The 23,844-nt window shown below is 60.7% G+C and carries 25 protein-coding genes; 16 read left to right on the forward strand and 9 right to left on the reverse strand.

Annotated features, from left to right (window positions below):
• Position 1: 1 nt before the first annotated feature.
• Positions 2-631, reverse strand: coding sequence for a YbhB/YbcL family Raf kinase inhibitor-like protein (locus GPA25_RS07030; protein ID WP_169259651.1), 630 nt, complete (start codon positions 629-631; stop codon positions 2-4).
• Positions 632-742: 111 nt separating this feature from the next.
• The gene (gene murJ, locus GPA25_RS07035; RefSeq protein WP_169259652.1) at positions 743-2,281 is read right to left on the reverse strand and encodes a murein biosynthesis integral membrane protein MurJ; all 1,539 of its coding nucleotides are present in this window, start codon (positions 2,279-2,281) and stop codon (positions 743-745) included.
• 123 nt (positions 2,282-2,404) lie between these two features.
• Between murJ and rpsT the strand changes: the two genes are divergently transcribed.
• Positions 2,405-2,671 (forward strand): 30S ribosomal protein S20, encoded by a 267-nt coding sequence (gene rpsT, locus GPA25_RS07040; protein ID WP_169259693.1) that lies wholly within the window; start codon positions 2,405-2,407, stop codon positions 2,669-2,671.
• 109 nt (positions 2,672-2,780) lie between these two features.
• Here rpsT and GPA25_RS07045 read toward each other — a convergent pair whose 3' ends face one another.
• Positions 2,781-3,077: a DUF3579 domain-containing protein gene (locus tag GPA25_RS07045; RefSeq protein ID WP_169259653.1), complete on the reverse strand. Its 297-nt coding sequence runs from the start codon at positions 3,075-3,077 to the stop codon at positions 2,781-2,783.
• Positions 3,078-3,404: 327 nt separating this feature from the next.
• On the opposite strand from GPA25_RS07045, the gene GPA25_RS07050 reads away from it, so the two are divergent.
• From GPA25_RS07050 to GPA25_RS07085, 8 genes are all read left to right on the forward strand, one after another.
• Complete coding sequence (locus tag GPA25_RS07050; RefSeq protein ID WP_169259654.1) at positions 3,405-4,577, forward strand: aspartate aminotransferase family protein; 1,173 nt, start codon at positions 3,405-3,407, stop codon at positions 4,575-4,577.
• A gap of 10 nt (positions 4,578-4,587) precedes the next feature.
• A complete protein-coding gene (argF, locus tag GPA25_RS07055; RefSeq protein ID WP_169259655.1) occupies positions 4,588-5,511 on the forward strand; it encodes an ornithine carbamoyltransferase in 924 nt (307 codons plus the stop codon).
• Between the two features lie 79 nt (positions 5,512-5,590).
• A complete protein-coding gene (locus GPA25_RS07060; protein ID WP_169259656.1) occupies positions 5,591-6,820 on the forward strand; it encodes an argininosuccinate synthase in 1,230 nt (409 codons plus the stop codon).
• 12 nt (positions 6,821-6,832) lie between these two features.
• Positions 6,833-7,063: a DUF2788 domain-containing protein gene (locus GPA25_RS07065; RefSeq protein ID WP_169259657.1), complete on the forward strand. Its 231-nt coding sequence runs from the start codon at positions 6,833-6,835 to the stop codon at positions 7,061-7,063.
• A gap of 14 nt (positions 7,064-7,077) precedes the next feature.
• On the forward strand, positions 7,078-7,413 hold the full coding sequence (gene ppnP, locus GPA25_RS07070; RefSeq protein WP_169259658.1) for a pyrimidine/purine nucleoside phosphorylase: 336 nt from the start codon (positions 7,078-7,080) through the stop codon (positions 7,411-7,413).
• 12 nt (positions 7,414-7,425) lie between these two features.
• Positions 7,426-7,911: a YajQ family cyclic di-GMP-binding protein gene (locus GPA25_RS07075; RefSeq protein WP_169259659.1), complete on the forward strand. Its 486-nt coding sequence runs from the start codon at positions 7,426-7,428 to the stop codon at positions 7,909-7,911.
• A 22-nt stretch (positions 7,912-7,933) separates the two neighbouring features.
• Complete coding sequence (locus tag GPA25_RS07080) at positions 7,934-8,128, forward strand: YjfB family protein (protein ID WP_169259660.1); 195 nt, start codon at positions 7,934-7,936, stop codon at positions 8,126-8,128.
• Between the two features lie 361 nt (positions 8,129-8,489).
• Positions 8,490-8,969 (forward strand): GspH/FimT family pseudopilin, encoded by a 480-nt coding sequence (locus GPA25_RS07085; RefSeq protein WP_169259661.1) that lies wholly within the window; start codon positions 8,490-8,492, stop codon positions 8,967-8,969.
• A 78-nt stretch (positions 8,970-9,047) separates the two neighbouring features.
• On the opposite strand, the gene GPA25_RS07090 is transcribed toward GPA25_RS07085, so the two are convergent.
• The 6 genes from GPA25_RS07090 to GPA25_RS24195 are packed head-to-tail and all read right to left on the reverse strand — an operon-like array spanning position 9,048 to position 15,577.
• A complete protein-coding gene (locus GPA25_RS07090; RefSeq protein ID WP_169259662.1) occupies positions 9,048-12,407 on the reverse strand; it encodes a pilus assembly protein in 3,360 nt (1,119 codons plus the stop codon).
• Between the two features lie 35 nt (positions 12,408-12,442).
• Positions 12,443-13,054: a hypothetical protein gene (locus GPA25_RS07095; protein ID WP_169259663.1), complete on the reverse strand. Its 612-nt coding sequence runs from the start codon at positions 13,052-13,054 to the stop codon at positions 12,443-12,445.
• Entirely contained in the window at positions 13,051-14,049 is a 999-nt protein-coding gene (locus tag GPA25_RS07100; RefSeq protein ID WP_169259664.1) for a PilW family protein, read from the reverse strand. The genes GPA25_RS07095 and GPA25_RS07100 overlap by 4 nt, the downstream gene beginning before the upstream one ends.
• 6 nt (positions 14,050-14,055) lie before the next feature.
• Entirely contained in the window at positions 14,056-14,652 is a 597-nt protein-coding gene (gene pilV, locus GPA25_RS07105; protein ID WP_169259665.1) for a type IV pilus modification protein PilV, read from the reverse strand.
• A complete protein-coding gene (locus tag GPA25_RS07110; RefSeq protein WP_343034862.1) occupies positions 14,652-15,137 on the reverse strand; it encodes a GspH/FimT family pseudopilin in 486 nt (161 codons plus the stop codon). The genes pilV and GPA25_RS07110 overlap by 1 nt, the downstream gene beginning before the upstream one ends.
• Complete coding sequence (locus GPA25_RS24195; RefSeq protein ID WP_343034864.1) at positions 15,137-15,577, reverse strand: type IV pilin protein; 441 nt, start codon at positions 15,575-15,577, stop codon at positions 15,137-15,139. Before GPA25_RS24195 ends, GPA25_RS07110 begins: the two co-directional genes overlap by 1 nt.
• A 284-nt stretch (positions 15,578-15,861) precedes the next feature.
• On the opposite strand from GPA25_RS24195, the gene GPA25_RS07120 reads away from it, so the two are divergent.
• The 7 genes from GPA25_RS07120 (at position 15,862) to ccoN (ending at position 23,838) form a co-directional block, all read left to right on the forward strand.
• The gene (locus GPA25_RS07120) at positions 15,862-16,881 is read left to right on the forward strand and encodes a sensor histidine kinase (protein ID WP_343034865.1); all 1,020 of its coding nucleotides are present in this window, start codon (positions 15,862-15,864) and stop codon (positions 16,879-16,881) included.
• 111 nt (positions 16,882-16,992) lie between these two features.
• A complete protein-coding gene (locus GPA25_RS07125) occupies positions 16,993-17,649 on the forward strand; it encodes a retropepsin-like aspartic protease family protein (RefSeq protein WP_169259667.1) in 657 nt (218 codons plus the stop codon).
• 85 nt (positions 17,650-17,734) lie between these two features.
• Entirely contained in the window at positions 17,735-18,268 is a 534-nt protein-coding gene (locus GPA25_RS07130) for a CoA pyrophosphatase (RefSeq protein WP_169259696.1), read from the forward strand.
• Between the two features lie 140 nt (positions 18,269-18,408).
• Complete coding sequence (locus GPA25_RS07135) at positions 18,409-19,176, forward strand: 3-hydroxyacyl-CoA dehydrogenase (RefSeq protein WP_169259668.1); 768 nt, start codon at positions 18,409-18,411, stop codon at positions 19,174-19,176.
• Between the two features lie 170 nt (positions 19,177-19,346).
• Positions 19,347-21,830, forward strand: a complete 2,484-nt coding sequence (locus GPA25_RS07140) for a heavy metal translocating P-type ATPase (protein ID WP_169259669.1) — start codon at positions 19,347-19,349, stop codon at positions 21,828-21,830.
• Between the two features lie 7 nt (positions 21,831-21,837).
• Positions 21,838-22,035, forward strand: a complete 198-nt coding sequence (ccoS, locus tag GPA25_RS07145; RefSeq protein WP_169259670.1) for a cbb3-type cytochrome oxidase assembly protein CcoS — start codon at positions 21,838-21,840, stop codon at positions 22,033-22,035.
• A 378-nt stretch (positions 22,036-22,413) separates the two neighbouring features.
• Complete coding sequence (gene ccoN / locus GPA25_RS07150; RefSeq protein ID WP_169259671.1) at positions 22,414-23,838, forward strand: cytochrome-c oxidase, cbb3-type subunit I; 1,425 nt, start codon at positions 22,414-22,416, stop codon at positions 23,836-23,838.
• The last annotated feature ends 6 nt before the right edge of the window (positions 23,839-23,844 follow it).

Consider the following 23,844-nt stretch of genomic DNA (forward strand, 5'->3'; position numbering starts at 1 on the left):
TTCAGGGCGAGGTCGCGGGATTGAGACTGTAGAGACCGACGAGCTTGGCTTCCGCCAGTACATGCCCCGCGATCGCATTGCGCACTTGCGCACCGCCGAACTGTCCCTCCAGCGCGCAGCACTCGACGTCGAGCGCGTACAGCGTGAAGACGTAGCGATGCACCAGCTCGTCATTCCACGGCGGGCACGGGCCATCGTAGCCGTAATAGTCGCCGCGCATGGCTTCGTCACCCTCAAACCAGGCGGTGTAGTCATTGATGCCCTGACGGCTGCCGTAGGCTGCGGCGGGGCCGGGCTTGCCCCCCGGGGTGACCTCCCGCGAGAAGCTGCCCGTCTCAATCTCCCGCAGATTGGCAGACAGGTCGATCAGCACCCAGTGAAAGAAATCGACCCGCGGCAGGCTTGCCGGCACATTGCGACCTTCCTGATTCACGTCGTCGCCCTTGCTCGGGACGTCGGGGTCATGGCAGATCAGTGCGAACGAGCGAGTGCCGGCCGGCACGCCGCTCCAGGCCAGGTGGGGATTGCGGTTTGCGCCGAGGCACACATGCCCGTCAGCGGCCGGAATGCAGAACGAAAATTCTCCGGGAATGCGCGAGCCGTCGGCGAAACTTTGACTGGTCAATTTCATGCTGCTTGACTCCTGGTCTTGTCGGTCGGGGAGAAGCAATCAATCTGCGTCATTGTAGTGCCTCGCAAGCCACGCTGTGCCATCTCGCCGAGGCGCGATGCGGCGCTGGCTCTAGCCGGCGGTGCGACGGCGAAAATCGCGCACCCTGGTCCCCAAAGCAAACAGCGTCGCGAAATATGCCGCGATGCCCGCGGCTACCACTGCGGTGAGGCGCAGCGCACGTGTCGCCGCATCCTGTTTCAGCCATGTGGCCTCTTCGCCCATGCCGAACCATAGCACTCCACCGAGTACCGCAAGCGCCGCGATCAGACGCAGGGCATACACTCCCCAGCCGGCCAGCGGCCGATATACCGCACGCCGGCGCAGTCCCCGGTAGAGCAGGCCGGCGTTCAGCAGCGATGCCAGTCCGATCGACAAAGCCAATCCGGCATGTTTCATGGGCACGATGAACGCCAGGTTCATCAACTGCGTTGCCGCCAGCGTGATCAATGCAATCTTCACCGGAGTGCGGATATCCTGCCGCGCGTAGAAGCCCGGCGCCAGGATTTTCACTAGGATAAGCCCTGTCAGGCCGACGCTGTAGGCGACCAGTGCGAGCCGCGTCTGCAGTACGTCATTGGCGGTGAATGCGCCGTGCTGGAACAAGGTGGCAATAAGCGGCACCGCCAGCAACGCCAGCGCCAGCGCCGCCGGTAATGTCAGCATCAGCGTCAGCCGCAAGCCCCAGTCGAGCAGCGACGAAAACGCCTCCGGTTGCTCGTCGGCATGCATTTTCGATAGGCTCGGCAGCAGGATCGTCCCCAGTGCGGCGCCCAGCAGGCCCGCTGGAAACTCCATCAGGCGGTCGGCGTAATACAACCACGAGACGCTGCCGCTCGCCAGGAACGACGCGAAAATCGTGTTGATGATCAATGAAATCTGGCTCACCGAAACGCCGAGCATTGCCGGCAGCATCAGCTTCGCCACGCGTCGCACGCCCGGGTCGGAGAGGCTCAGGTCGAAGCGCGGCAACAGCCCGATGCGCGCAAGCGGACGCAACTGCAGGGCCAGTTGCAACACCCCGCCGATGAAAACCGCCCAGGCCAGTGCCAGCACTGGCGGGTCGAAGTAGGGCGCCGCAAACAGCGCCATGCCGATGAATGAAAGGTTCAGTAATACTGGTGTAAATGCCGGAATCGCAAAGCGGCTCCATGTATTGAGCACGCCGCCGGCGAGCGCCACCAAAGACATGAACAAGATGTACGGAAAGGTGATGCGCGTCAGTTCGACGGTCAGTGCGAACTTCTCCGGCTCCGCGGCAAAGCCTGGGGCCGAAACCTGGATAATGAATGGCGTCGCCATGATCCCCAGTGCCGATACTGCGGTCACCGCGAGGCCCAGTACCGTCGCCACGCGGTTCACCAGTCGATGGGTTTCCTCCGTCCCCTGGCGATTCTTGTACTCTGCAAGAATCGGTACGAAGGCCTGGGAAAACGCCCCTTCGGCAAACATCCGCCGCAGCAGGTTGGGGAGACGGAAGGCAACGAAGAATGCGTCGGTGGCCATGCCTGCGCCGAACGCGCGTGCGATCACGAAGTCGCGGACGAAGCCGAGAATGCGCGAAAGCAGGGTCATGCCGCTGACGGTGACGAGGGCGCGCAACAGGTTCATCAGGGGGCCGGCCGTGGAAAAAGACGCGATGATAGCCGCTGGCGACGGCCAGCGCACTTGCGTCGAATGATTCAAGGCGGTAAACTCGCGCGCTTTCAAGAACCAATTAACGGAAGAACATTTATGGCCAATTCGGCACAAGCCCGCAAGCGCGCCCGTCAGGCGGTCGTGGCCCGCGCTCACAACGGCAGCCTGCGTTCACGTCTGCGTACCGCGATCAAGGCTGTGCAAAAGGCCGTCGTCGGTGGCGACAAGGCCGCGGCTCAGGTCGTGTTTCGCACCTCGATGAGCACCATCGACAGCATCGCCGACAAGAAGATCATCCACAAGAACAAGGCCGCTCGCCACAAGAGCCGCCTGTCGGCCGCAATCAAGGCGATGGCCGCCTGATCTGCCTGCTTCGGTGGTAAATAAAAACGGCGACTTCGAGTCGCCGTTTTTATTTGGTGTTCGGATTTGAGTGGCGAGGGATGGTCCCGCGTCGCCCTGACGCGAGCGCTTACACGCCAGCCTGATCGTTATCGATCGGTTCCATCTTGAGGTTGTTGTCGTTGGCGAAATTCACCATGAACTTGAACGCCAGCGGTTCGATATCGTAAAGGCGTGCATCGACCACGACAGTCTTCTCGCCCTTCAACGTGCAGCCGGGGCGAACATAAGGGGAGTACATCATGCGATTGTCGGCGCCAAATGCCGACATGATTCCGCACAGCCTGTCCGCCCAGTCGCTGGGTCGGAATGTTTTTCCCTCTCGCGTGACCCCGATGATGATGAAGCTTTCGATCAATTGGTTCATATGGCGCGACTTTGCGGCTGCGGGAATTTCCGGAGTGCGGTGCGCAGGCTGAGGCTGGGCTTGTGGCGCCGCACGAGACGGGGCGGATTCTAGCAGAAAACGCTTTCGTGATTCCGTCATGCGGTCTACAAAATGGCATTGTTCCTGGCGTCGCAAGCTACTCTGGCGAGCGCGTTTGTCGGTCCCCGAAAGCGTTTTTCGTGAGGTGGGTCAATCGGCAGCGAGCCTATACAATCCGGGCTCTTTGGCTTACCATCCAAGCTTCTACCATTCACGGCGGCGCCTGCCGCCGTGTGCGTTTCTGCTTCATCCTGATCGGGGTTATCCATGTCGCATCTCATGAACACCTACGCCAGATTGCCGGTTGCTTTTACGCATGGCGAGGGCGTCTGGCTCTTTGATGAGACGGGCAAACGTTATCTGGACGCCCTCTCCGGAATCGCGGTATCGACGCTCGGGCACAACCATCCGCGCCTCGTACGCGCGATTGCCCAGCAGGCGGCAAGCGTGCTCCACACTTCGAATCTGTACCGCATTCCGCTACAGGAAGAGCTCTCCGACCGCATCGCCGACTTGTCGGGCATGGACGAAGTGTTTTTCTGCAATTCGGGCTGTGAGGCCAATGAGGCCGCGATCAAGCTCGCGCGCTTCTACGGCCACAAGAAAGGTGTTGAGCATCCGGCCATCATCGTGATGGAAAACGCTTTTCACGGTCGCACGCTGGCCACCCTGTCCGCAACCGGCAACCGTAAGACCCAGGCGGGCTTCGAGCCGCTGGTGGCAGGTTTCCTGCGCGTGCCGTACAAGGACATCGGGGCGATCCGTGCGGTAGGCGAGCATAACCACAATGTTGTCGCCGTGATGCTGGAAATGGTGCAGGGCGAAGGCGGCATCAACATCGCCGACGACGCCTTCCAGCGCGAACTGCGTGCCGTGTGTGACGAGCGCGGCTGGTTGCTGATCTGCGATGAAGTCCAGTGTGGCGTCGGCCGCACCGGTCACTGGTTCGGCTTCCAGCAGGCCGGTGTCAAACCCGATGTGATGACCCTTGCCAAGGGGCTCGGGTCCGGCGTGCCGATCGGCGCCTGTGTCACTGCCGGGCAGGCCGCGGGGCTGTTCGGGCCGGGCAATCATGGCTCCACCTTCGGTGGCAACCCGCTGGCGTGCGCGGCGGGGCTTGCCACGCTTGCAGCCATCGAAGAGGACGGCCTCATGCAGAACGCGGTCAAGGTCGGAGACGCGATCCGCACCGGCATGCGCGAGGCGCTCGCAGGTGTTTCGGGCCTTGTAGACATCCGGGGTCGCGGCCTGATGATCGGTATCGAACTGGATCGTCCCTGCGGCGATCTGGTCCGTCAGGCGCTCGACGCCGGCCTGCTGATTAACGTCACTGCAGAACGCGTCATTCGCCTCCTGCCGGCGCTGATCTTCACCGAGCAGGATGCCCAGACGCTCGTGTCCAGGCTGGCTCCGCTGGTGCGCAAGCACCTTGCGCAATGAGGTGCGCGCGATGAATCCGCCCCGACATTACCTGCAGTTCAAGGACTTTACGCGCGAGGAATATCAGCACGTTTTTGATCGCACACGCTGGATCAAGGACAAGTTCAAGCGTTACGAGCCCTACCATCCGCTGTTCGACCGCACGCTGGTGATGATCTTCGAGAAGGCCAGCACCCGCACCCGCCTGTCCTTCGAGGCCGGCATGCAGCAACTCGGCGGCTCGGCGATCTATCTCAATACGCGCGATTCACAGCTTGGTCGCGGCGAACCGGTCGAGGACGCTGCACAGGTCATCTCGCGCATGAGCGACGTCGTGATGATCCGCACCTTCGAACAGGACATCATCGAACGCTTCGCGGCGAACTCGCGTGTCCCGGTCATCAACGGCCTGACCAACGAATATCACCCCTGCCAGATCCTGGCTGATATCTACACCTTCATCGAGCACCGCGGCTCGATCCAGGGCAAGACCGTCGCGTGGATCGGTGACTCCAACAACATGTGCAACACCTGGCTGCAGGCAGCCGAGTTGCTGGACTTCAATGTCCATGTGTCGACCCCGCCGGGCTATGAGGTCGAGCCGGAGCGCGCCGGCCTGTACGGCACGGGCCATTTCGAGCAGTTTGCCGATCCGATGGACGCCTGCAAGGGCGCCGATCTGGTCACGACGGATGTATGGACGTCGATGGGCTTCGAGGCGGAAAACGACGAACGGATGAAGGATTTTGCGGACTGGTGCGTCGACGCTGAAATGATGGCGGCCGCCCGTCAGCATGCAGTGTTCATGCACTGCCTGCCCGCCCACCGCGGCGAGGAGGTGACCGCCGAAGTCATCGACGGCGTCCAGTCGGTGGTGTGGGACGAGGCCGAAAATCGCCTGCACGCCCAGAAGGCGTTGATGGAATATCTGGTGCTCGGCAAGGTTGAAGACTGAGCCGGCCCAAAAATAGCGAATCCTGGCCGCGTGACTGCGGCCTGCCTGTTGAGCGGAAATCGAAAGAGCGGAAATCCAAATGAGCGACGTCAAAAAAGCAGTGCTCGCCTACTCGGGCGGGCTCGATACCTCGGTCATCCTCAAGTGGCTGCAGGACACCTACCAATGCGAAGTGGTCACTTTCACCGCCGACCTGGGTCAGGGTGAAGAGCTTGAGCCCGCGCGCCAGAAGGCACTGAAGTTCGGCATCACGCCCGAGAACATCTTCATCGACGACCTGCGCGAAGAGTTCGTGCGCGACTTCGTCTTCCCGATGTTCCGCTGCAATACCGTCTATGAAGGCGAGTACCTGCTGGGGACCTCGATCGCCCGTCCGCTGATTGCCAAGCGCCAGATCGAGATCGCCCGCGCCACCGGCGCAGATGCGGTGTCCCATGGCGCGACCGGCAAGGGCAACGACCAGGTCCGCTTCGAGCTGGGCTACTATGCCCTGATGCCCGGCGTGAAGGTCATCGCCCCGTGGCGTGAGTGGGATCTGCTGTCGCGCGAAAAGCTGCTTGCGTATGCCGAGAAACACGGCATTCCCATCGAGATGAAGCATAAGCAGGGCGGCTCCCCGTATTCGATGGACGCCAATCTGCTGCATATCTCCTTCGAAGGTCGTCACCTCGAAAACCCGGCTGCGGAGGCCGAAGAGTCGATGTGGCGCTGGACCGTGTCGCCGGAGGCCGCACCGGATGCCGCCGAATACGTCGACCTCGAATTCGAGCGCGGCGACCTTGTGTCCATCAACGGCACGCGCATGAAGGCGCACGAACTCCTCGGCAAGCTCAACGAACTCGGCGGCAAGCACGGCATCGGCCGTCTCGACCTGGTCGAGAACCGTTACGTCGGCATGAAGAGCCGTGGCTGCTATGAAACGCCGGGGGGCACCATTCTGCTGCGCGCCCACCGCGCGATCGAATCGATCACGCTCGACCGCGAAGTCGCCCACCTCAAGGACGACCTGATGCCGCGCTACGCCAGCATGATCTACAACGGCTATTGGTGGAGTCCGGAGCGTCAAGCGCTGCAGGCGCTCATCGATCAGACGCAGCAGGCGGTCAACGGCTGGGTGCGCCTCAAGCTCTACAAGGGTAATGTCATTGTTACCGGCCGCGATTCGAAGACCGACTCGCTGTTCGATCCGACCATCGCCACCTTCGAAGACGACCAGGGCGCCTACAATCAGAAGGACGCGCACGGCTTCATCCGCCTCAATGCGCTGCGCATGCGCATCGCGGCAAACGCCAAGACCAAGCGAGGCTAGGGAGATGTCTCGATGAACGGCGACCCGATCATTTTCGGGCTGACCATTGCGGAATTCGAGGACTACTCGCTCAAGATCCTGCTGTCCGCTCTGATCCTGTACATGCTGTTCATTATCGGCAATCTCGCCCGGCAGTCGAAGGCCGGCCGCTATGGCACGATCTGGCTGTTCGTGGCGCTGGGTCTCGGCTTCGTCGGCTTCGTCGCCAAGAGTTTCATCCAGAAATTTATGGGTATCGAATAGGGAAGCGACATTTCATGAGCATCACCGAAAAATTCGACGGCGTCGCCGTCACCACCAAAGCGAACGTCTATTTCGACGGCAAGTGCATCAGCCACGCCATCACTCTGGCCGATGGCACCCGCAAGTCGGTTGGTGTCATCCTGCCCGCTACGCTTACCTTCAATACCGGTGCCCCGGAAATCATGGAAGGCGTCGCCGGCAGCTGCCGCGTGCGTCTGAAGGGCCCCAATGGTGAAATGGGCGAATGGAAAACCTGGGGTGTCGGCGAATCCTTCAACGTCCCCGGCAATTCCAGCTTCGACATCGAAGTTGCCGGCGAGCCGTATCACTACGTCTGCCATTTCGGCTGACCGGAGCCAGCGATGCCATCATTCGACATCATGTCTGAAGTCGATCTGCCGTCGCTGCGCAACGCCGTCGACGTCGCAAATCGCAAGATCACCGGCCGCTACGACTTCAAGGGCAGCGACGCACGGGTGGAGCAGGGCGACAAAGTCCTCACCCTGTTCGGTGACAGCGACTTCCAGATCGAGCAAATCACCGCCATCCTGCTGCCCGAGATGACCAGCAAGAAGATCGACGTGCGCTGCCTCGAATACGGGGATCTGCAAAAGGTTGGCGGCAACAAGCTCAAGCAGGAACTCAAGGTTCGGGTCGGTGTCGAGCAGGAGTTGGCAAAAAAGGTCGTCCGCCTGCTCAAGGACAGCAAAATGAAGGTCCAGGCTGCCATCCAGGGCGACGTCGTGCGTGTCACCGGTGCCAAGCGCGACATCCTTCAGGACGCTATCGCACTGGTCAAGAAGGAGGTCACGGATTTCCCGCTGCAGTTCGGCAACTTCCGCGACTAATCACTCGTACGCCGGAGGCGTCATGAACGTATCCGCACTCGCTTCAGCCGCCTCCGCCAATGTAGCCACCGTCCAGGCCCAGGCCTCGCTGCTCGTCCTCAAGAAGGCCATGGACCTGCAACAAGCCAACGCCGCGCAACTCCTCAAGGCCCTTCCTCCGGCTTCGGGCCCGACGCCTGGGGCCACGGTGGGTGGGACCATCGACACCTTCGTCTAGTCTTCGCGCCACGGCGCGTCCTGCATAGCTCGTCACGGATGGGCTTTGCATACCATTTGGGTTTGCAGTTTGGGCGCGTTCGAGGCCGATTCGTCGCCTGTGCGCTCCCGCACACGCGGGCGCTCGCCAACCTGTTCGCAACGGTTCGCATTTTTTCCCCCGCCCTACGGCACTCCCTGGAGTTGTTGCTATTTGTCATAATAAAAAATTCAAATAGAATGCTCGCTTCATCTTTGTTGGGAGCGTGGCGATGTATGGGGGGTCACCGCTGATAGAGCGCGAGCGGTACCGAAGGGTTTTGCAGTGGCCCGGCCGTCGAATGGTTCGCGGGTGTACCGGCTATTCGGTAGTCGAACTCGTCGTGGTGCTGGCCATTGCGGCAACCCTTTCGGCCATTGCGCTACCGTCTTTTGCGCGCCTGCTGGCAGAAACACGGGTTGCAGAAGCGTCGAACGACCTGTTCGGGGCCGTCCTTTTGGTGCGCTCCGAGGCGCTCAAACGGCATCGTCGTGTCGTCATGTGCACGAGTGCGGATGCGGTGGACTGCGCCCAGGATATCGGTTGGCACAGCGGCTGGATCGTCTTCGAGGATCCGAATGAAAACGGCAAGCGTGACGGTGATGAATCCCTGTTGCAGGTAGGGCAGGCACGTCCCGGGCAGGTGAGGATGACTGGGACGGACAAGCTTGGCAATTACGTTTCGTACGTCGCATCCGGGCGGACGGAGCAGTTAAGCGGCGCGTACCTGATGGGCACGCTGACTATCTGCAGCGAAGGTGTCGCGAAGAAGATCGTCATCAACCACGCTGGCCGCCCGCGTCTGGCCGGGGCAAGCTGCTAGCGGTCTCTGCAGCGGCGCAAGTAAAAACGGGCGCGGGCCGTTGGTCGAACGGTCCACTCCCGCGCGTACGCCAGACTGCTAGTCTATTTTCTTGTAGCGATAGACCTTCGTTCGGTCCTTCTTGATAGGAATCGGCGGAAGTTTGACTTCCAAGGCAGAGCCTCCCGGTGCATCCGGTTTGCCGCCAATGATGAACGGGACGATGGTGCCGTTCACGAGGACGGTTCCGGTAACCGCGGAGGGGGGGAGGCCGCCGCCGACAAACTCTTCAGAGCGGGTCGTGCCTTCAGGTGCCAGCCCGCTGCACGTCGCACCGCCATGAAGGAAGCACGCCGCATAGCCGCGCGCCGTGCCTAGCGACGAACATTTATCCTTGTTTTTCGCCTGGAAAGTGCTGAAGTTGACAAAGCCTCCCACAGTTGCCGGCGTCGTCACGACCTGCTCGTTAGGCCCTGCGTCACTCGTGTCGTCCAGATCGATGACCCAGCCGCGTGGCCGCGTAAAAATCGATGAGAATACGGGCGTGTAATCGAGTGTCGTCTTGGTGGTGTTCATCAATTCACAGCCGCCGTCGAGGATTGTGTCATTCGGGGCGTCGCAATCTTTCCCGTTGTCGTCGATCGTATCGAAATTTGTTACGACGGCGTATTCATCCCAAAAGCCGTAGAAGCGGTTCTTCGTCTTTGCAGCGGCTGAAGTGTCCAGCGGTTTCTCGCGGTTGCCCGAGCCAACGAGGACGACGTTGAAATTTCCGACCGTGACAACGTCCGGTGCATAGAGAAATTTCCGGTTGCGGATGTTTTGAGTTGACCAATCTGCGATCGTCGCTACCTTGGTTACCGTCCAGTGGCTCTGATCCTGTGTTGCCGGGCCGGAGGGGTTGGTCAGATTGATCCGCCACACATTGCCGGACGTATCGACTGCGTAAATCAGATCCGAGAACCCGTCGCTATTGGTGTCGATGGGAACCACGTCTGCGACGATCCGCCCCGCCGAGGTGCCGAGGTCGATATAGCGGAGCTGCGTACCGGATTTTGCGTCGAGTACGAAAATGCCACTTCCGGTCTTGGCTGCCGAGCAGTCGCGCGGTTCCGTGTCTTCGCAGGTGTCGTAGCCGGCACCAAAAACGGTGTATAGCTTGGACTGATTCTTTACGCGGACGACCCTCGGCGCCGACCAGGTTTGACCCAGCTTGGCCACGTCGCCAGCGCCAAAACAATTGCCCGACTGGTCGCAACCGAACCGCCACAACGGTTTTGGGGCTTCATCAGCCGGATGTGCTGTCGCGTCGAATGCGTATATCATTTTACCGCCTCGGCGCATCGAGGGGTAAATATACGTCACGCGGGAACCTGTGCCGTCGGCGTTTGCCGGACCAATGTAGGCGCCGATCGAGCCGTCGAAGAAAAAGTCCTTCGGCGCCGTGGGGTCATCCTTGAAAGTCACAAGTGGAAAATTAAGCCGATTCCGCTTTAGGCGCGACCTGAATTCCGGTGCGAGGAATGCCCACAATTCGGTACCGCTGCGCGCAGCGGTTTCCGACTTGTTGCCATTGACGGCCCTGAACAGGCCGTCGTCGGCGCCGTAAAAAACAACGATGTCATCCACGCCGTTGCTGCCGTAATTGATCGCCAGCGGGCGGGAGTGCACCACCCCGCCATGGATAGTCGGACGCATCACGCTGCTGCCGCGCTGATACTGTTCGTTCACCGAAGTCGTGGCCGTGTTGTAGCCGTCACCGACGTTGTCGCCCCGAATCCAGAGATCATCGTCGCCAGGCGTCGCTCCCGGAAAATCGACACTCGTTGTGCAATTTGCCGGCGCAGAGGCGCAGGTCTGGATGTTTCGCGAACTCGTGGGCGTGATGTTGCGCAGCTTTTGGGCAACACCGCCGCGCTCGACGACCCGGCCGTCCGGACGGTCGTTGAATTCGAACTTGAAGTCGAATGAGGGACAGCTTCCATCCGGGATGTCGTAGTCTGGGGTCGGAGATTCCGTCACCGTCTTCCAGTACTCGCCCGAATCGCTGGTCCAGAAACTGCGCGCGCAGGCCTGCAGGAAGCCCGTGTTGGCGTTGTCGATGGCTGCTTCGCCGTCGGCGTCAGCGAGGAATAGCGAGCGCACGGTGACGCTGCCGACGGGCGTTTCCTCAAGTGCGAACTGATACTGCTTCAGGTTGCCTGCCCAGCGCGGACGCCCTTTCCCGTCAGGCCGGAACATGCCGATGAATACCTGGTTCAGGTAAGTGCCCTGCGTATTCACGCTGATCGGCAACGACGCGGACGCGAAGGAACTGTTTACTGCGGAAATTTGCGTAAGAATGGTTTTCAAACCGTCGATCAGTGCCTGCAGGTCGCCATTGACCTTGACTGCTCCGCCTACGCCGGACCCCCCATTCCTGGCCATGCTGTTCAGAAGTGCCGTCTGGGCGAGGTCTTCGCTCTTGTTGAAGACGTTTATCGTGAACGTCTTGACTGGCTGGTGCCCGGTTACCTCACTCACATCGGTAAGCGCCAGAAACTGAGCCCATTCGTCCGCAAACCGGACCGTGTTTGTGTTCGTTACATAAAGTTGCGCGGGCTTCAGTCCCAGTCGGCTCATGACCAAATTGGACGGCGGGGAGACCTTTGTGTCCGTTGTCGGTTCCTGGTTCGGGAAGCTGTTGCCAACGAGGACGATGTAGTTGTTTCCGCAGGAGTCGGCGGAAATCGGGCTAAGGTATTCGTTCTTGGACGGCGTCTTGAAGGCGGTTTCGTCCTCAAGCGTAGTTCGCAGCGAATACGGTGCTGGACCATATCCTTTCGCTCCGACCGGAGACCCCATGGCCGTTGCGGCCGTTCCCCTTGTGTTGGCGTAGCCCCCAAAGTACTTGAATGCCTCATACATCGCACTGCCGTAATCGATGGAGGACGGAACCTTGTAGTCGGGGTCTCTGATCTCCTTGTCGATCTCATCGAGTGATGCCAGAACGCCGTCCGGATCAGTGCATCCAAAGGACTCGGGGGCCAATAGCTGGACCCTGTTCCGGATGTAGCCTGCTACGCCACTTGTGCTGTCCGCGGTCCCCGCGTCGTTGAACAGCATCAGACCGAGGTTGACGGTGAAGGGTTTGGCGGATTTACAGGCCAATTCATTGAGCACCACCCTGAGGGCTCGCACTTCGGCTTGGCCCTGTACTAACCTTGTATCAGTGCCGAAAATTTGATCAACGTATCCTCGACAGGTGTCATCCTTGCACTTGGCTCTCACCGTGTCCTTTTCCCACGCTTGGTCGGCAGCAGACCAATTCGACGAGTTATCGAGAACAAGAAGAACGTTCGGCGAAGCCGCGCTTGTTTCCTGCGCAGTGTAAATGTCGATATCTTCGGCATGGCCGAGGGGCGCTACGCCGAGGCCGAGCAACGCGAGCGTCATCGCGAAATGTAATTGTCTGCTCATCTTGGGACTCCGTTCCGTTTTGCTGTCAGAGTGTTTCATTCGCAGGCATCCTTCGCTTCTGCGTAGTCGATCCGCATTTCTACTCCCTGCATGACCTGTGCTTTGGTGCCGGTTCCGGGGAGTTGGACCTCCGCGGTCATTTCCCATAGCGACGTTGCGCATAGGGAATTGTCATTAAAGCTGGCGTTGTCGACGACAATCGTCAAGCCGGATCCGGACGCGCTGCCGAAGCACGGGAGGTTGTCGGTGGGCACGCGTGCCTCTTCCTTCAACTCGCCATCAACAAGCACCATTGATTTCTCCACCAATTCGCCTTTCTTCAGGTAGCGGTAGCGGTTGCATTTCGGCGGGGGAATCTTGATGGCATAGTTTGTCGCCTCCGTGGCGGTCACGCCGGAAAATGCCGGAAGCGTTTCGGTGCGGTCGACATTGATGGCGGTAAAACTATTGGAGTTGAGCGCCAGATCGAGATGGTAATTCGCGGCGTCCTCTGCTTCCTTCTGAAACTGTTCGTTTCCGACAACCAGAAGGTTGGTATTGGCAAGCCGGATCGCGGAAACCGCTAGCAAGGTGATGAGAATCAGCATGATCAATCCGACAAAAAGAACCGCGCCTTTCTGCCGGGTGAGCGCTTGTGGATGGATCATTTGGTTCTCCGCGCTACAGGATGAGTCAGTTCGACATAGGTGTTGAAGACATGCCGCTTGAAGGCGTCGCCGGGTGCGATGGGGTCCTTGCTTCCAAGCTGGTAAGTCTTTGCGTCGAGATAGCCCGGACTCGGATCGATGGCGCGGGCGATAAGCCAGACGCGGACGCCGACAATGTTGATCAGCTGGTTTGCAGCAGGTGCTTCACTGAAAAGGTCGGGCGAGCCATCACCACTGGTGTCGAGCGCGTATTCGAAATGCAGGTCATCAATGCCTTCAACGAGCGCTACCGCGGTGCCGGCCCCCGCGGGGCTGAAATCGACGCGCTTAAGGGTCGGGATGCCATCTCCCGCCACGTTGTTCTGGTCGACAAAGAAGACCCGCCGGATGTACTGGTGAACGGGGGCAAGGTTGGCCGCACAGTCAATCTGTTTGAGGTTGAATACACCGGCGCCTGGGGTCTTGATTTTGAATCGTATATCGGGGGTCGTACTGACATACTCGTTGCCGCATAGGGATACCTGCAAATAACCCCGGTTGGCGTCGAGTGCGCCTGGCGCGGTGATCGCAGTCGAGGCTCGCTGGACGAAAAGCATGCCGGTGCCGGCCTTCGAACTCGCAATGCACGCGAAATTGCCTGCGTTAACCCCTTCAACCGCAATGTCCATCGAGGCTTTCCACACATCGAGGTCGGCCGAGCATGGGCTGGCGGTTGTCGACGGCGGACTGTCGACGATCGACAGGGTGGTGTAATAACCTGCGAGCGAGATCTCGTCCTCGAGGATCTGCATCGCGTAGCGGCCGTTTTCAAGTTGCTGCGCAGCCTTGTCCAGTTCCCGGCGGGACTGGCTGTTGTTGATGAAGATCGTGGTCATGGCGCCGATCACCAGCAGCCCCAGGGTCATCGAAATCATCAACTCGACGAGCGAAACACCTCTCTCAGCAGAGAGGGAGCGGCATTTTCCGGATGGATCGCGTTTTTCAGGTCTTTGCATGATTGCTTACACGCCGGCGAGTTTCGGAATGAGAACGCGGGTCACGACAGCTCGGCGCAGTCCGTCCCCGTAGTCGACTGCATTTGCGCACTGGGCACCTGGGGTGTTGGCGTCAGGCGATTTCGTGGACGTCAGGCCCTGCCAGATGCCGACGATGAAGTACTCGGCGAGCGCATCCTCACTGGGGGGGACGACGGAGATCAGACATCCGCGCATCCCGATCGGCGCGCCGATGCTGCCGGCGTCGGTTGTTTCGGCGACGCCCTTCATGGCATTGCTCCAGTCGCACAACTGGAGTGCAGCCCCCGTTTTTCCGGCGCAATTTGCCGGTTGGGCGTCGCCGACCCCGAATGTGGTAAGGCTTGCCGCGTTGAATCCGGCAATATGCTGGCGCCCGGCCGCCACGCGATTTGCCATGTCCTGCACCAGCATGAGCGCCACTGAGCGCTGGTAGGCCTCCATCTCGACGACGTTCGCCTTGGTCTGCAGGCCCGCGAGTCCCAGTAATCCGATCGCGAGAATCACCATCGACACCAGCACTTCAAGCAGGCTGAAGCCCGCCTGCCGAAGTTGTCGGTGCCGCAGAAGTCGAGTTTGGTTCATCAGCACGCTCCTTCGGTCAGTCGGGGTCTGCCCGTGGTGTCGAGGCGGATGCAGCGCTGCACGTCGGTTCCCGATGCTGTCACGGTGATCGCTGCATTCGCGCCTGCGATCAGCCTACCGGTCGCGCCATAGGTGATCGCCGGGTTCGCCGGACTGAAGCTCAGGCCTGCAAGCGGCGACTGCGAATGGACGCTTTGCGCGCCAACCTGAACTGTCCAGCCCTTGGATAAGTCAGAGCCCGCTACGGCAAAGGTCGCATTGGCGTTGTTCTTGAGTGCTTCGCTGCGAGCAATGATCATCGAGTCATAAAGTGCCGATGCGGCCGCGCGAACACGCTGCGTCGCCAGCAGGCCCTGGAACGAGGGGTATCCGATGCCGGCGACGATTGCGAGTATCGCGATGGTCACCATCAGTTCGATGAGTGAAAACCCCTGCACCCGGATAACGTCCGTTCCGTGTTCGCGAGCGCGCCTCACGGTTGTCATTATCTTGCGCCCCAGCAGTCCGCTGCGTTCCCGGAGCCGGAGATGGACTTCGCGCCGGTCTGGTCGAGGCTCAGCGTGCCGCACTTCGCATCGTTCGTGGCCTGACTCCCGCTCGGTGCCGCCTGGATCGTGAACGTGGTTGCGGTCGGGGCACCGACGACGCTTATCGCATAGTGCTTGCTGACCTCGCTCGGCGCGGTGCTCATGCCGATGTCGCTCAGCGATCCGAATGTCCTGGCATCCAGCCGGTACTGTTGCTGGCGGGTGGCGACGTCGAGGAGATGCGCGGTAGCGACGCTGCGATTGGCGCGCACGATGTAGGATTGGTAGGCCGGATAGGCGACGGCAGAGAGAATCCCGATGATTGCGACCACGATCATGACTTCGATCAGGGTGAAGCCGTTGCGGAGTGGCTGCCGTGCAAGGTGTTTTGAGCTCACGATGGAATCCGTATCTTGAATGGGTACGTGAATAATATGGTCGAGCTGACATCCTGGGTGCAGGCTAGTGAAAATTGGCGCAAACCTGAAGCCGTGTCCGATGAGCGTCTCATTTGAGCGCACGAGTGGCAGGGCGGGGTGGCGCCGTCGGGCTTGGCGTTCAGTGCTGGCGGCGCATTGGAGAAGCTTTTGCCCTGTGTCGCGTGGCGAAGCCGCGTGCGTCTCTCCATGAATTTTTCAGCTTTGAGGTTTGGCACGTGGATACTCCGCCTTCGCAGAACATAGTGACGCTTCCCGATTTCCGCAATCTCGGGGTGATGTTGCGGACGCTCGTGATCGCCGAGGCCGCCAATCTCGTCGCCTTGGTGGCTCACGCCCCGGACATGTTCGAGGCCTTAACGCGGGTCGGATCCGCCGCCTTGCCCTTCGAGTCGTCCTTGTTGATGGTTGTGCTGCTGCTGTTCGTGCTCGCACCGTGGTTGAGCGGTCTGCAGTACCGGCAAGGGGTCGGGGCTGTGGTGGCGATTGTTGCGTTTGTGTCAGGCGGGCTGGACCTTGGCCTGCGCGCCTGGGCCGGAGTGGTGCCGATGGCAGGTGCGGCGAAGGCGGCGGCGCTTGGTGCCTTGCTGGCGGCGCTGATTCTGGGCTACTTCAACTGGCGCCAGAGAGTCCTGTCCCCAGCGCTTGCGAACGCGCGCCTGATGGCGCTTCAGTCGCGCATTCGGCCGCATTTTCTCTTCAATTGTCTGAATACTGCGGTGTCCCTGGTCCGGCAGGATCCGCGTCTGGCGGAGCAGGTGCTGCTGGATATGGCCGATCTGTTTCGTGTGCTGCTGGCGGACAGCCGCGCGCTGGTGCCTCTTGCCGACGAGGTTCGCCTCGCCAAGTCGTACCTGGAAATCGAGCAGTTGAGGCTCGGGGGGCGGTTACGGGTGCAGTGGGACTGCGAAGCGGCGCCACTTGGCGCCCAGGTGCCAATTCTCGTATTGCAACCCCTGCTCGAAAACGCGGTCCGTTATGGGGTCGAGCCGTCGGCGGATGGTGGGGATGTGTCTGTCGCGATCAATGTTCATGGAAGACAACTCGTCATCGAAGTCTGCAATCCGGTTGCCGGTTCGGACGGCCCCCCGCCGACCGGTAACCGGATTGCTCTGGCAAACATCGCCGAGCGTCTTGCGCTGCATTTTGATGCGGAAGGCGGCTTGCGTACTTCCTCCCGTGGGGGGCAGTTCGTCGTGAAGGTGAGCATGCCGTTGTCGGATGCCGATGCACGGCAAAAAACCGGGGCTGGCGGTGCAGGATGAGGCGGTTGGCAGTTCTTGTTTCAAGCGGTAACCTTTACTGATTCCCGGTGCTGAGATGTCGCTCGGGCGCTTGGGCGTGGCGTAGGTAGCGGTAATTCCTGAGGATCGGTGATGGTGCGTGTGCATCGGTTGGTGCGTTGGTGGTTGATCGCGCTTTGCGGGTCGGGGGCGGCGGCGTCAATTGCGGCCGAAGTTGAATTGGCTGGCGTATTCGGCAACAAAGCCGTGCTGGTGATTGATGGTGGCGCGCCGAAAACGCTTGCAGTCGGTGAGCAGACTCGCGACGGGCTTCGGTTGCTCGAGGTGTCGGGCGCTGCGGCAGTCGTCGAGCTTGATGGGCGGCGCCAAAGACTTGCCTTGGGCGCGGCGCCAGTGCGAACCGATCAGGCCACATCAGGGGCGTCCGGTGTCAGTCTTTTCCCGGATTCCCGCGGGCATCATTTTTCGAACGGCAGCATCAACGGCGCGTCGGTTCGTTTCCTCGTCGATACCGGCGCAAGCATGATTTCCATGGGTGCGGCGGATGCCCGGCGCGCAGGGATCAATTATCGGGGCGGTATTGCGGGCGTTTCCGAAACGGCGAGCGGTCCGGCAAGGGTCTGGCGGGTGCGCCTGGATACGGTGCGTCTGGGTGACATCACGCTTCACGGTGTGGATGGTCTGGTCCACGAAAACGATTTGCCGTTCGTGCTGCTAGGCATGAGTTTCCTCAGTCGCATGGATATGCAGCACGAGGGGAGCCGGCTTGTCTTGCGGAAGCGCTATTGAGGAGATTTGTGTGAGGGGTGACGGGGGCTTCGGTTTTGCCAGGAATGCCGACTGGCTGAGGGATCGTTTCGTCGATGCACCGGACATGGCGCCGGTGCGCGAAGAGGGGGTGCCAACGATCGAGCTTCGTCCCGCTGCGGTGCTGGTGCCGGTGGTTGTTCGCCCGGACGGGCTGGCAGTGCTGCTGACCCGTCGCACGGATCATCTACACCACCACCCGGGGCAAATCAGTTTCCCCGGTGGGCGGGTCGAAGAGTCGGACGTGTCCCCCGTGATGACCGCATTGCGTGAAACCGAAGAGGAAATCGGCCTCGACCCGGACCGCGTCGAACTGCTCGGCGAACTGCCTGACTATTGCACCGGGACCGGTTTTCGTGTGAAGCCCGTGGTCGGACTGGTGCATCCGCCGTTCGAACTGAAGCTCGACAGCTTCGAAGTCGCCGAAGCTTTCGAGGTGCCGTTGTCCCATTTCCTCAATCCGGCCAACCACCAGAGGCACAGCATGGAGTATCAGGGGCGGATGCGTCAGTACTACGCAATGCCTTACGGTGATTACTTTATCTGGGGCGCGACCGCGGGGATTCTGGTATCGCTTTACCGGTTTTTGCGCGACGAGTGAGTGCCGTGCTTGGTCGCATGTTTACTTACCTCGCGCATTTGCATCCATAGATGGGCTCACGGGGTTGACGTTGACGTCAACTGCAATTATGTTGCGAGCCCATACGGCCGCGCATGGGCGGTACTCATAGGGAGTTGGGCATGAAGATCGAGAACAGTGTATTCGTGGTAACAGGTGGTGGCTCGGGTCTCGGTGCGGCGACAGCCCGGATGCTGGTCGCTGCGGGGGGCAAGGTTGTGCTCGCCGACGTCAATTGTGACGCGGGTGAAGCGGTTGCGACAGAGCTCGGCACCGCTGCGGCGTTCGTGCAAACGGACGTCACCAGCGAGGAGAGCGCGAAGGCGGCGATCGATCGCGCGGTGTCGGGCTTTGGCGGGTTGCAGGGGTTGGTGAACTGTGCCGGGATTGCTCCGGCGGAGAAGGTGGTCGGACGTGAGGCTCCGCATCGGCTCGAATCCTTTGCGCGCGCGATCGGAGTCAATCTGATCGGTAGCTTCAACATGATGCGCCTTGCGGCGGACGTGATGAGCAAGGCTGCGCCCAACGAGGAAGGTGAGCGCGGCGTGATCATCAGCACCGCGTCGGTGGCGGCATACGACGGACAGATCGGCCAGGCAGCCTATGCCGCGTCGAAGGCGGGTGTCGTCGGTCTGACTCTGCCCGTGGCGCGCGAAATGGCACGGTTTGGCGTGCGGGTGATGACCATTGCGCCGGGGATCATGGAGACTCCGATGCTGATGGGCATGCCGCAGGACGTTCAGGATTCGCTCGGCAAGACCGTACCGTTCCCCTCACGCATGGGGCGGCCGGCTGAATACGCTGCATTGGTGCGCCACATCATCGAGAATTCCTACCTTAATGGCGAGACGATCCGCCTCGACGGCGCCATCCGCATGACGGCGAAGTAAAATCGGCGCAGTGCCTGTCCGATATCTCAACAGCGGGGCGCGCCGATGCAGGTGAGGCCCCGTTTTTGTTGACCGGTGCAGTGCTGCGCTGCGTTGGTGGGTATGGGGAAGTGTGTTAAAAGAGCATTCCCGTTTCACCCGTCGCGCGCGTTCCCGATTTGCCGGTCTGAATGAGTCAATCCCAAACTGCCGTTGCCGCCCCGGACTCGTCCGGCGAAGAGTGTTACCACTGCGGCCTGCCGATTCCGGCTCAGACGCATCACCATGTCGTTATTGATGGCGCCGAGCGGCACTTGTGCTGCGTGGGGTGCGAGGCGGTGGCGCGCGCCATCGTCGCAAACGGACTGACGGACTACTATCGCCACCGCGATGCGATGCCGGAACCGCAGAAGGAAGCCCTGCCTGCCGAACTGCAGGAGCTCGGGCTGTTCGATCATCCGGACTTCCAGAAAAGCTTCGTTCAGCCCGTTGGCGAGCATGAACGCGAAGCGTCGCTGATTCTGGAAGGCATCACCTGTGCCGCCTGCGTGTGGCTGAACGAGCAGCACGTAGCGCGACAGCCGGGCGTGTCGATCGTCGAGATCAACTATGCAACACGCCGTGCGCGGGTGCGGTGGGATGAGCGCCGGATCCGTTTGTCCGAAATCCTCGCCGCAGTGCAGGCGATCGGATATCGGGCTTACCCGTACGACGCGGAGCGTTCCGAGCAGATTGCGCATCGCGAACGTCGATCGATGCTGTGGCGGGTGTTTGTCGCCGGCTTCGGCATGATGCAGGTAATGATGTACGCATTCCCGGTGTATCTGGCGGACGATGGCGACATGACGCCAGACATCGAGCGGCTGATGCGCTGGGCGAGCCTGGTCCTCACGCTTCCCGTCGTGCTTTATTCGGCGGCGCCATTTTTCCGCCGGGCACTGCGCGATGTGAAGCTTCGCCGCCTGGGTATGGACGTGCCGGTGGCCCTTGGCGTTGGAAGTGCCTTCGCGGCCAGCGTCTGGGCCACGCTTGTCGGCGGTGGGGAAGTGTATTTCGACTCGGTGACAATGTTCGTGTTCTTCCTTCTGTGCGGCCGCTATCTGGAGATGGTGGCGCGTCAGAAGGCGGTGCGCGGCGTCGAAGAACTGGGCAAGGTGTTGCCGGCTTTCGCCGAACGCCTGCCGGCCTGGCCCGCACAGGCAGGCGAGCGGGTCCCGGTGTCCCAACTGGTGCCGGGGGACGTGCTGCGTGTGCGTCCGGGTGAAGTGGTTCCGGCCGACGGCGTCGTGATCGACGGGCGCAGCGAAGCCAACGAGGCTTTGTTGACGGGTGAGAGCCTGCCCGTTCCGAAGCTGCCGGGCAGCTCGGTAACCGGCGGTAGTATCAACGTTTCGAGCCCGCTGACGATTCGCGTCGAACACATTGGGGACGCCACCCGGCTTTCTGCGATCCAGCGCCTGATGGAGCGCGCCGCGAGCGAGAAGCCACAGATCGCCCAACAGTCCGATCGCGTGGCCGTGATGTTCATCGTTGCGCTGTTGGTGCTTGCATGTGTCACCGGCGTCGCCTGGTACTTTATCGATCCCGGCCGGGCCTTGTGGGTGTTCGTCTCCGTGCTGGTGGTCGCGTGTCCATGTGCTCTGTCGCTTGCTACACCGACCGCTCTCACGGTAGCCACCGATGCACTCGCCCGTATGGGGGTTCTGGTGACGCGCGGTCATGCAATCGAGACACTGGCGCGCGCAAATCACTTCGTCTTCGACAAGACCGGCACGCTGACCTATGGGCGAATGCACCTGGAGGAGACTTTTCCACTCGGCGACCTGGACGAGCCCGAACTGCGGGCACGGGCAGCGGCGCTGGAGCAGGGATCGGAACACCCGATTGCCGAAGGCTTGCGCCGTTCCGCCGAAGGCCTTGCGCTGCCTGTGGTGGATGGGCTCGCTGCGGAGACCGGGTTGGGGGTCAGTGCAAGGCTGAATGGTGACCAGAACTGGCTAGGTCGGCCGGATTTCGTTGCCGAACGCCTGCAAATGACGCTGCCGCCGCAGCTGTCGGGTTTTGCCGCGCGCGGCGGGTCAGTGATTGCGCTGGGCGGCCGCGGTGGCTGGCTCGGGTTGTTTCGCCTGGCCGACGTGCCACGAAGCGAGGCGCGGGCGCTCACGGAAAAACTCGATCGCGAGGCCATTCCCATGACGGTGTTGAGTGGAGATACCCCGGCGGTTGTAAGCTTGATCGCCGAGCAGTTGGGCATTGCTGATGCCCAGGGTGGGATGACCCCTCAGGGGAAACAGGCCTTCATCGCGAGTCTGCAGCGCCAGCCCGGTGTGGTCGTGGCAATGGTCGGAGACGGTGTCAACGATGCGCCGGTCTTGGCGCAAGCGCATGTTTCGGTGGCGATGGGTGGTGGTACCGAACTAGCGCGCACGCAGGCGGATATCGTACTGCTGAGTGAGAATCTGGCCGGGTTGGGGCGCGGCATCGACGTCGCGCGCCGGACCCTTCGGATCGTCCGCCAGAATCTGTGGTGGTCTTTTGCCTATAACTTCACGTCCGTGCCACTCGCGATGGCGGGTCTGGTGACCCCCTGGATGGCCGGGATCGGCATGGCGGGCAGTTCGCTGCTCGTCGTGCTTAATGCCCTGCGCTTGCAGGCTCGGCATCCGGAATCCTGAGCTTCACATGGAAAGCCTATACATTCTCGTCCCGTTGTCGGTCGTGCTCGTTTTCGTGATCGGGATCATCTTCTGGTGGTCGCTCCGCTCCGGGCAATACGACGATATGGAAGGTCCGGCTTATCGCATGTTGATGGACGATCGTGATCCCCCGCCTAAGGACGCAAGTGACGTTGAGCGCGACGACACCGGCCGGACGGAGTGAGGGGACGTGCAGTGATGGAGGCTTTCGATCTGCTGGTGTCAGGTTTGTTGACTTTCATCAAAGCCCCCAATTTAGGGGAAAGGCATACTTCCTCCATGGTTTTCACGGTTGCCGCGCGGTCTATGGCCAGGCGACAACCGAGGCAGGAAATTTTTGTCTCTCTGTTGGGGTTGGGGGTGCGCTAATGCGCACCCTTTTTTTTTGCCGTGAATTTTGTCCTATGATGGAGTAATTAGTTTCCATTTTTTGTAAGTGGGTATTTTCACCCACTGCCGCAGTGCAATACAATGACGGTCGAAGTCACGGGCCCGTGATGAACGTCGCAAGCCGGCGCCGCGGAGCCTCGTGCAACGGTTTCTTCATTAAAAGGGGAGTTACATGCAATCGCAGGCGACTTATAACTACAAAGTCGTGCGCCAGTTCTCCGTTATGACGGTCATATGGGGAATTGTGGGCATGCTGGTGGGCGTGATTGTCGCAGCTCAGCTTGTTTGGCCGCAGTTGAACCTCGGCGAATGGCTGCACTTCGGCAGGTTGCGCCCGTTGCACACCAACGCGGTCATTTTTGCCTTTGGTGGTTGTGCGCTGTTCGCAACGTCATATTTTGTTGTGCAGCGCACGTGTCATGTGACGCTGTTTGCGCCTGCTCTGGCAGCCTTCACGTTCTGGGGCTGGCAACTGGTGATCGTGCTTGCGGCGATAACCTTGCCGCTGGGTTTTACCTCGGGGAAGGAGTACGCCGAACTCGAGTGGCCGATCGACGTGCTGATCGCAGTCGTGTGGGTGTCGTATGCGATCGTGTTTTTCGGGACGATCGCCAAGCGCAAGACCACACACATCTACGTCGCCAACTGGTTCTTCGGAGCATTCATCCTGACCGTGGCACTGCTGCACATCGTCAATAGCGCTGCGCTGCCTGTGTCGCTGACAAAGTCGTATTCGGCATACGCCGGCGTGCAGGACGCGATGATCCAGTGGTGGTACGGGCACAATGCGGTCGGTTTCTTCCTGACCGCGGGCTTCCTTGGGATGATGTACTACTTCGTTCCGAAGCAGGCTGAACGTCCGGTCTATTCCTATCGCTTGTCGGTGGTGCACTTCTGGGCGCTGATCTTCACCTACATGTGGGCCGGTTCGCATCACCTGCACTACACGGCGCTTCCTGACTGGACCCAGTCGGTGGGCATGATATTTTCGTTGATCCTGCTGGCGCCTTCGTGGGGTGGCATGATCAATGGCGTCATGACGCTGTCGGGTGCCTGGCACAAGCTGCGCACCGATCCGATCCTGAAGTTCCTTATCACCTCGCTGTCCTTCTACGGCATGTCGACCTTTGAAGGCCCGATGATGTCGATCAAGACGGTCAATGCGCTGTCGCACTACACCGACTGGACCGTCGGTCACGTGCACTCCGGTGCGCTCGGTTGGGTGGCGATGATCTCGATCGGCGCGATGTATTACCTGATTCCGCGCATGTACGGCAAGACGCAGATGTACTCGACCGCCCTGATCAATACTCACTTCTGGGTCGCGACGATTGGCATCGTGCTCTACATTGCTTCGATGTGGATTGCCGGTGTGATGCAGGGTCTGATGTGGCGCGCAACCAATGCGGACGGCACGCTGACCTATTCGTTTGTGGAGAGTGTCAAGGCCAGCTATCCGTTCTGGGCGATCCGACTGACCGGTGGCGTGCTCTTCCTGAGTGGGATGCTCATCATGTTCTACAACATGGTGAAGACAATTGCCGGTGAGAAGGCGTACAACGCGCCCGTCATCGCACCCGCTGCTGCTCACGCTTAATCGGAG

Source organism: Aromatoleum diolicum (genome assembly GCF_012910955.1).
GTDB classification, from domain to species: domain Bacteria; phylum Pseudomonadota; class Gammaproteobacteria; order Burkholderiales; family Rhodocyclaceae; genus Aromatoleum; species Aromatoleum diolicum.

What these genes read in the sequence shown, in the direction of transcription:
- GPA25_RS07095 (WP_169259663.1), bottom strand. Translation starts at nt 13,054, where the DNA reads ATGATCCATCCACAAGCGCTCACCCGGCAGAAAGGCGCGGTTCTTTTT.
- rpsT (WP_169259693.1), top strand. Translation starts at nt 2,405, where the DNA reads ATGGCCAATTCGGCACAAGCCCGCAAGCGCGCCCGTCAGGCGGTCGTG.
- GPA25_RS07030 (WP_169259651.1), bottom strand. Translation starts at nt 631, where the DNA reads ATGAAATTGACCAGTCAAAGTTTCGCCGACGGCTCGCGCATTCCCGGA.
- GPA25_RS07045 (WP_169259653.1), bottom strand. Translation starts at nt 3,077, where the DNA reads ATGAACCAATTGATCGAAAGCTTCATCATCATCGGGGTCACGCGAGAG.
- GPA25_RS07100 (WP_169259664.1), bottom strand. Translation starts at nt 14,049, where the DNA reads ATGCAAAGACCTGAAAAACGCGATCCATCCGGAAAATGCCGCTCCCTC.
- ppnP (WP_169259658.1), top strand. Translation starts at nt 7,078, where the DNA reads ATGAGCATCACCGAAAAATTCGACGGCGTCGCCGTCACCACCAAAGCG.
- pilV (WP_169259665.1), bottom strand. Translation starts at nt 14,652, where the DNA reads ATGAACCAAACTCGACTTCTGCGGCACCGACAACTTCGGCAGGCGGGC.
- GPA25_RS07075 (WP_169259659.1), top strand. Translation starts at nt 7,426, where the DNA reads ATGCCATCATTCGACATCATGTCTGAAGTCGATCTGCCGTCGCTGCGC.
- GPA25_RS07050 (WP_169259654.1), top strand. Translation starts at nt 3,405, where the DNA reads ATGTCGCATCTCATGAACACCTACGCCAGATTGCCGGTTGCTTTTACG.
- GPA25_RS07065 (WP_169259657.1), top strand. Translation starts at nt 6,833, where the DNA reads ATGAACGGCGACCCGATCATTTTCGGGCTGACCATTGCGGAATTCGAG.
- ccoS (WP_169259670.1), top strand. Translation starts at nt 21,838, where the DNA reads ATGGAAAGCCTATACATTCTCGTCCCGTTGTCGGTCGTGCTCGTTTTC.
- GPA25_RS07090 (WP_169259662.1), bottom strand. Translation starts at nt 12,407, where the DNA reads ATGAGCAGACAATTACATTTCGCGATGACGCTCGCGTTGCTCGGCCTC.
- GPA25_RS07125 (WP_169259667.1), top strand. Translation starts at nt 16,993, where the DNA reads ATGGTGCGTGTGCATCGGTTGGTGCGTTGGTGGTTGATCGCGCTTTGC.
- argF (WP_169259655.1), top strand. Translation starts at nt 4,588, where the DNA reads ATGAATCCGCCCCGACATTACCTGCAGTTCAAGGACTTTACGCGCGAG.
- GPA25_RS07060 (WP_169259656.1), top strand. Translation starts at nt 5,591, where the DNA reads ATGAGCGACGTCAAAAAAGCAGTGCTCGCCTACTCGGGCGGGCTCGAT.
- murJ (WP_169259652.1), bottom strand. Translation starts at nt 2,281, where the DNA reads ATGAACCTGTTGCGCGCCCTCGTCACCGTCAGCGGCATGACCCTGCTT.
- GPA25_RS07110 (WP_343034862.1), bottom strand. Translation starts at nt 15,137, where the DNA reads ATGACAACCGTGAGGCGCGCTCGCGAACACGGAACGGACGTTATCCGG.
- ccoN (WP_169259671.1), top strand. Translation starts at nt 22,414, where the DNA reads ATGCAATCGCAGGCGACTTATAACTACAAAGTCGTGCGCCAGTTCTCC.
- GPA25_RS07135 (WP_169259668.1), top strand. Translation starts at nt 18,409, where the DNA reads ATGAAGATCGAGAACAGTGTATTCGTGGTAACAGGTGGTGGCTCGGGT.
- GPA25_RS07130 (WP_169259696.1), top strand. Translation starts at nt 17,735, where the DNA reads ATGGCGCCGGTGCGCGAAGAGGGGGTGCCAACGATCGAGCTTCGTCCC.
- GPA25_RS07080 (WP_169259660.1), top strand. Translation starts at nt 7,934, where the DNA reads ATGAACGTATCCGCACTCGCTTCAGCCGCCTCCGCCAATGTAGCCACC.
- GPA25_RS07140 (WP_169259669.1), top strand. Translation starts at nt 19,347, where the DNA reads ATGAGTCAATCCCAAACTGCCGTTGCCGCCCCGGACTCGTCCGGCGAA.